5 protein-coding genes are annotated in these 6,089 nt (G+C 66.9%); 3 read left to right on the plus strand and 2 right to left on the minus strand.

The window, feature by feature from the left end; genetic code table 11:
- Together ACX93N_RS12040 and ACX93N_RS12045 are read left to right on the plus strand one after the other, a co-directional pair.
- Positions 1 to 2,118 (plus strand): TonB-dependent receptor, encoded by a 2,118-nt coding sequence (locus ACX93N_RS12040; RefSeq protein ID WP_459428672.1) that lies wholly within the window; start codon positions 1 to 3, stop codon positions 2,116 to 2,118.
- A gap of 83 nt (positions 2,119 to 2,201) precedes the next feature.
- Entirely contained in the window at positions 2,202 to 2,480 is a 279-nt protein-coding gene (locus tag ACX93N_RS12045) for a polyhydroxyalkanoic acid system family protein (RefSeq protein ID WP_459428673.1), read from the plus strand.
- On the opposite strand, the gene ACX93N_RS12050 is transcribed toward ACX93N_RS12045, so the two are convergent.
- Together ACX93N_RS12050 and ACX93N_RS12055 are read right to left on the minus strand one after the other, a co-directional pair.
- A complete protein-coding gene (locus ACX93N_RS12050; protein ID WP_459428674.1) occupies positions 2,473 to 3,546 on the minus strand; it encodes a patatin-like phospholipase family protein in 1,074 nt (357 codons plus the stop codon). The two genes, ACX93N_RS12045 and ACX93N_RS12050, sit on opposite strands and share 8 nt — an antisense overlap.
- Positions 3,539 to 4,537: an AraC family transcriptional regulator gene (locus ACX93N_RS12055; protein WP_459428675.1), complete on the minus strand. Its 999-nt coding sequence runs from the start codon at positions 4,535 to 4,537 to the stop codon at positions 3,539 to 3,541. Before ACX93N_RS12055 ends, ACX93N_RS12050 begins: the two co-directional genes overlap by 8 nt.
- Before the next feature lie 110 nt (positions 4,538 to 4,647).
- Between ACX93N_RS12055 and ACX93N_RS12060 the strand changes: the two genes are divergently transcribed.
- Positions 4,648 to 5,841, plus strand: coding sequence for a ferritin-like domain-containing protein (locus tag ACX93N_RS12060; RefSeq protein ID WP_459428676.1), 1,194 nt, complete (start codon positions 4,648 to 4,650; stop codon positions 5,839 to 5,841).
- Positions 5,842 to 6,089 lie beyond the last annotated feature (248 nt).

A 6,089-nucleotide genomic window follows, 5' to 3' on the forward strand; every position in this document is an offset into this window, starting at 1 on the left:
ATGAAAAACAGACTGCTCGTCACCATGACAGCCGCTGCGCTTTCCAGTCCGGTCGCTGTCGCCCAGGCAAAACTCGAGGAGGTGGTCGTCACGGCCCAGTACCGCCAGGAGCGTCTGCAGGATGTTCCTGTGGCGGTCACGGCTTTCACCGCCGAGGATATCGCCCGGGCAGGTATCGAAAACACGCAGGATTTCATCAACCTCACGCCCAATATCACGATGGATGACTCCTTTACGCTGGGGAACACCTTCGTGCAGGTTCGCGGCGTAGCACAGATCAACAATGCGGACTCGCCGGTCGCCATCGTGGTCGACGGGGTGCCGCAGAACAACCAGAAGCAGTTCAAGCAGGAATTGGTGGATGTCGAGCGCATCGAGGTGCTCAAGGGGCCGCAGGGCGCGCTCTACGGCCGCAACGCGATCGGCGGTGCCATCAACATCGTCACGCGCCAGCCGACGAACGAGCTGGAGGGGTTCCTGAAGGCCGGGGCCGGTAACGGCGGGTTACAGAAGCTGAGCGGCGCCGTGAGCGGCCCGATCATCGATGATCGCCTGCTGTTCCGCGTGACGGGGGCCTACAAGGATTTCGACGGTGTCATTGACAACTCCTTCCTCGACGAGAAGGTGGACTTCTACACCACCAGGGACCTGCGCGCCAAGCTGCTCTGGCGGGTCACCGACGCCCTGGATGTGGACTTGCGCTATGCCTGGTCCGATGCGGACGGCGGCTGCTGCTACGACACCTTCGTCGTCAATCCCGCGGGCGCCGGCCCCAACCCCGCGCGCGACAACTTCGCCGAGCCCTACACCAACGTACTGGGGGATACCACGAAGAAACGATTCAACGAGGCAACGCTGAAGCTGGGCTGGGAAGCGGGCTTCGGCCGCGTGGACTACATTCTCGGTTACTCCGATGTCGAGGAGTCCTACTTTGGTGATCTCGACTTTACCAATGGCACCGAGACGAGCCTGAGCTCCGTGCTCGGTCTCGGTCTCGGCCTCGGGCAGGCGCAGGCCCTGGAGGTCGACCTGCTCAGCCATGAATTACGCTTCACCTCGCGCGACGATGCGAGCGTGCGCTGGGTGGGCGGCCTCTACTACCTGGAGACGGACCGGGACCTGACCACCAACGTTTATGGCGATCTGCCGGGGACCGAACCCGTGTTCAGCCCCGACGGCTTCCTGACCCTCAATGTCATCGACGAGACCAACGACAATAAGGCCTGGGCGGCGTTCGGACAGGTCGAGGTCGATCTCGGTGAGGCGCTGGAACTCACCCTCGGCCTGCGCTACGACGAGGACGAGCGGGATCACACGGGGCTCTCGCCGGTCTCCACCGCCAGGAAGAAGACCTACGACGATCTCCAGCCAAAGGCGGTACTTACCTACCACTTCAGCGACGACGTACTCGCCTACGGCGGCTACAGCCGCGGTTTCCGCTCCGGTGGCTTCAACGGTCCCGGCACGGACAACAGCCGCGAATTCAGGGAGGAGACGCTCGACAACTTCGAGGTTGGCTTCAAGTCCACCTTCTGGGGTCAGCGGCTGCGTCTTAACGGCGCGCTGTTCTACGCCGAGAGCGAGAATTTCCAGTTTTTCTTCGTCGATATTGCCTTAGGCGCGCAGGTGATCGACAACATCGACGAAGTCGAAATGTTCGGTCTCGAACTCGATGTGCAGGCGGCGTTGAGCGAGGGGCTGCTGCTGTTCGGCTCCTTCGGGTATACGGACACGGAGATCATCCGCTCTAGCCGGCGCCCACAGGACGAGGGAAACCGGACGCCGAAGAACCAGGAGTACACCCTGAACGCGGGTATGGAATACCGCCGCCCGCTCGTGAGTGGCTTCGAGCTGGCCCTGCGCGTGGACTACGAGCACCGGGGTGACAAGTACTGGCATCCGGACAACCTGAACCCCATGGGCGCTTTCGGGCTGCTCAATGCCCGCGCAAGCCTTGAGGGCGAGCGTTTCGGGGTTGCGCTGTGGGGCAAGAACCTTACTGATGAGCTGTTCTGGCAGGACTACAACGCGTCGGCCTTCTCCGGCCTTCCCTTCGGCGACCTCGGCTTCCTGTCGCGCGGTATCACCTGGGGTGCGGATGTCGAGTACCGCTTCTGAGGGCGGCCGGCCCTGTGCGCCTGGAGGGCAGGGCAAGGCTGTGCCCGCTGGCTTATACTGCCGGGATTTACCCGGAGCAAGCCATGGCCAGCTTCCGCCTGCGCAAGGCGACCACCCAGCCCCGCCCTGAACTCCGCGCCACGGCGGCCGCCCTCGCTGCCGAACTGGAGGCGGCGCATGGGGTGCGGGCGCGCTGGGAGAGCGACGACGTGGTCGCGATCCGGGGAGCCGGCGTCGAGGGCCGGTTGGTCCTCGCTGACGACGCGGTGGAGGTGTCCGTGCGCCTGGGGCTTCTCGCCTCGGCCTTCCAGGGGCCCCTGCGGGCCGAGATCCAGCGTTACCTAGACGAGCACGTCAGCTGACGCTGACCCCCGCCAGCGGGTCCCGCCCCGCCACCTGCGCCGCGAAGGCATCGGCCAGTTCTTCGCCCCTGGCCAGGCAGGTGTGCCAGTTGTCCAGCCGCTCTTCCCTTTCCAGCTTCGTGAAATCACCGCGGTCCGGGATCTTGCCGAGCGGGAGGCTGGCGACAAAAGCGGGGTGCGGCGCGACCAGCACCAGCCGGTCCACGAGCTCCGGGGCCAGGCGGCGCCAGGGCAGGAACTTGTCGAACCAGCCGGGGGTGAGGTCGCCGCGGAAGTGGGGATAGAGAATGAGCCCCTCCGCGGGCAGGGGACGGGGGTCGAAGTGGTAGTCGATGATGCCGCCGTCCCAGTAGTGCCCGGGTGGTGCGCCGGGGATGTCGCGCTCGCCCGCCAGCAGGAAAGGGATGGAGCCGCTGGCGTGGAGCACCGCCCGGACGTTGCCCGCGGTGAGCGGCGCCGCCGCGGTGGCAAAGCCCCGCAGGGCCGGCGCGCCTGCGCGGTCGCCGCTGGTGAACAGGACGCGCTGGAACGCGGCGGCGAGCCCCGGCCGCGCCAGCGCGTTCGCGCCCGCCGCGGCAGCGAGGCCGAGGGCGAGCAGCGGCCCGCCCGCCGCGGCGCAGGGGCCGCGGCCCCGGGCCGTCACGATATGCGTGGTGATCCGCGGGTGGTGGGCGATGGCCTCCGCGCCGGCGGCGCCGAGCAGCTGATCCAGCGTTGCCAGGCTGGTCCGGCTCACTTCGGCAGCGTCGGGGCGCGCCGAGTAGACCTGGCCCAGGTAGGACCCGGCGAAGCGGTCAATGGCGGCCACCGGGTCAGCCTGGGCGAGGCAGGCGTGGCGCCAGGCCCCGACGGAGGAGCCGAGGACGGAGAGCGGGCGCGTCGAACGCTGCAGGTAGTCGCCGAACAGGTAGCGGTCCAGGGCCGCGAGGATGAACCACTTGGGTCCGCCGGAGGCGCCCAGCAGCAGGCTGAACAGGGACGGGTCCCAGCCGTGGCGCGCCAGCGTGGCCGCCGCCTCGCGGCCAGCGTGGATCGCGAGCGGCCCGGCCGTGCGACCTTCAGCCACCGGCGCGCACCTCGGCGGGGGAGCGGCCCGTCCAGCGGCGGAAGGCGCGGCGGAAGTTCGACGGGTCGTTGAAGCCCACCATGTAGGCGATGGTGGAGAGCGGCAGCCGCGTCTGCGTCAGGTGGCGGGTGGCGTGTTCGACCCGCACCCGGTCCAGCAGGGCCTGGAACGATTCCCCCTCCCGCGCCAGCCGGCGGCGGTAGGTGCGCGGGCTCATGTTGAGCATGTGCGCCAGCTGCGGCATCTGCGGATACTGGCCCTCGAGCTTGCGCAGGAGGCGGAGCGTCTGTTCGGCCACCGAGGCGTCGCTCTCGAGGTCCTGGAGCAGCCGGGTGCATTCCTGTTCGTAGAGCGCGCGCAGCGCCGGGTTGGAAGAGGGCAGGCGCGCGCGCAGCAGCGCGCGGTCGAAACGGATACGGCCCCGGGGCCGTTCGAAGTGCACGTGATCGCCGAACAGCGCCCGGTACTCGGCTTCGTGGGCCGGTGCGGCATAAGGGAATTCCAGCTCCAGTACCAGTTCGGCGCGGCCCAGGAGGCCACGCAGGGTATTGCGCATGGCAGCACCCATGAGTTCGAAACCGAAGACCTCGAGGTCCGGGTCCGGTATGGCCACGGTGGTGATCACGCATTCCCGGTCGGTCACCTCGTATTCGAGCTCCAGCGCGGGGGACAGCAGGTGGTAGTAGCGCATGAAGAGGTCGATGACTTCCGCGAGGTCCTGGCAGGTCATGAAGGCCTGGCCGAGCACGGCGTGGGCGCTCAGGTTCAGCCGCTCGCCCAGGCGTAATCCCAGCGCCGGGTCGCCGGTGAGACGGTGCGCATTGGCGACCAGGCGGACGAAGTCGCCCTGGGAGACCCGGGCGCCGATGCCACTGATGCCGCTCTCGGCCAGGGTGGTGCCCTCGAGGATCGACGCCTGCGGGTGCCCGCGCCCCGTGACCAGGTCGATGAGAATGAGAACGTAGGGCGCGGGGGTCGTAGGAGCTGCCATGGCGCCATTTGGCCATATATGACCCCATTGTGGCAACCACGCACCTTGTTCGACGGCAGGGGCGCTGGCCTGATAGGACGAACACCGATAACGACAGCAGGAGCCATGCCATGAAAGTCGAGTGGAAAGACCAGACCCCGCGCAAGATTCAGCAGTTCGCCGGCGCCGATTACCCGCGCGAGAACCCGGACCTGGAGGACCTGCTGACCGAGAAGGACGTGGACCACATCGCCGAGATTTTCCAGACGCCGCTGACCGGCTCCTACAACTGGGATTACAAGGTACAGGACGACCGCATCAAGAAGCTGTACGACCTCGGCAAGCAGCTCAACTGGGACCCGGAGGTCGACATCGACTGGGACCGCCCGTGGCCCGACGAGGAGCGCGCCCCGGAACTCATGAACCTGCACGAGTACCCGCCCTACCTGGCCATGGATGACAAGACCAAGAGCGAGTTCTGGCTGCACATGAATGCCTGGAGCCTGTCCCAGTTCCTGCACGGGGAGCAGGGTGCACTGCTGGTAGCGTCACAGCTCTGTTCCTGCGCACCGACGCTGAACGCCAAGCTCTACGCCGGTTCGCAGACCTTCGACGAGGCCCGGCACGTGGAGGTGTTCAACAAGTACCTGCAGCAGCGCATCGGCGTCATGTACCCGATCAACACGCACCTGAAGAGCATCATCGACAAGATTCTCACCGATCCGCGCTGGGACATGAAGTTCATCGGCATGCAGATCGTCATCGAGGGCCTGGCGCTGTCCGCCTTCAACACGACCCGCGAGACCACGCCGGACCCGGTACTCAAGGATGTGGTGTACCTGGTCACCCGCGACGAGGCCCGCCACGTCACCTTCGGCGTCAACTACCTCGAGGAGTTCGTGAAGACCCTCTCCGACGAGGAGCGCGAGGAGCGGGCCGAGTTCGCCTACCAGGCCTGCGTGGTCAGCCGCGAGCGGCTTGTCGCCACGGACGTGTTCCGGCACTTCGGCTGGGACGTCGAGGAGGCGCGCAAGCAGGTGCTGGAGGGCTTCGTCATGTCGACCTTCCGCAATCTCCTCTTCCAGCGGGTGGTGCCGAACCTCAAGCGCATCGGCCTGCTCACGGACACGGTGCGGCCGAAGTTCGAGGAACTCGGCATTCTCGACTTCGAGAGCCTGGCCACGGACGGCGACATCGACTGGGCCGCCCTGGAGCGCCCGCTGGACACTGAGGAGGCCCAGTCCCACGAGCAGAGTATGCTCGCGGCCTTCCATGCGGCGCACGAGGAGGAGCAGGCGGGGCGCGCTGAGGACGAGGTGGCCTGACGGGCGCCCGCGCTGAACTTTCTGCGTCCCGCAGTTTTCCGGGGCGACTGCTGGAGGATGCCCCCAGTCGCTCCCCGATACACGCTTGGTGGGGGCATCCTCCAGCAGCCGCCCCTACCGCTCTGCAATACTTTACCCGCTGGAAGTGCCTGATGCGTAAGGGGCGAGTGCGGGGGGATTCTCTCCCCCAGCGGGGGTCGGGGAGAGGATGGGGGGAGCTTCCCGCGCTCGGTCCAGGAAGGTGGGGA

This window comes from Pseudohaliea sp. (assembly GCF_054552115.1).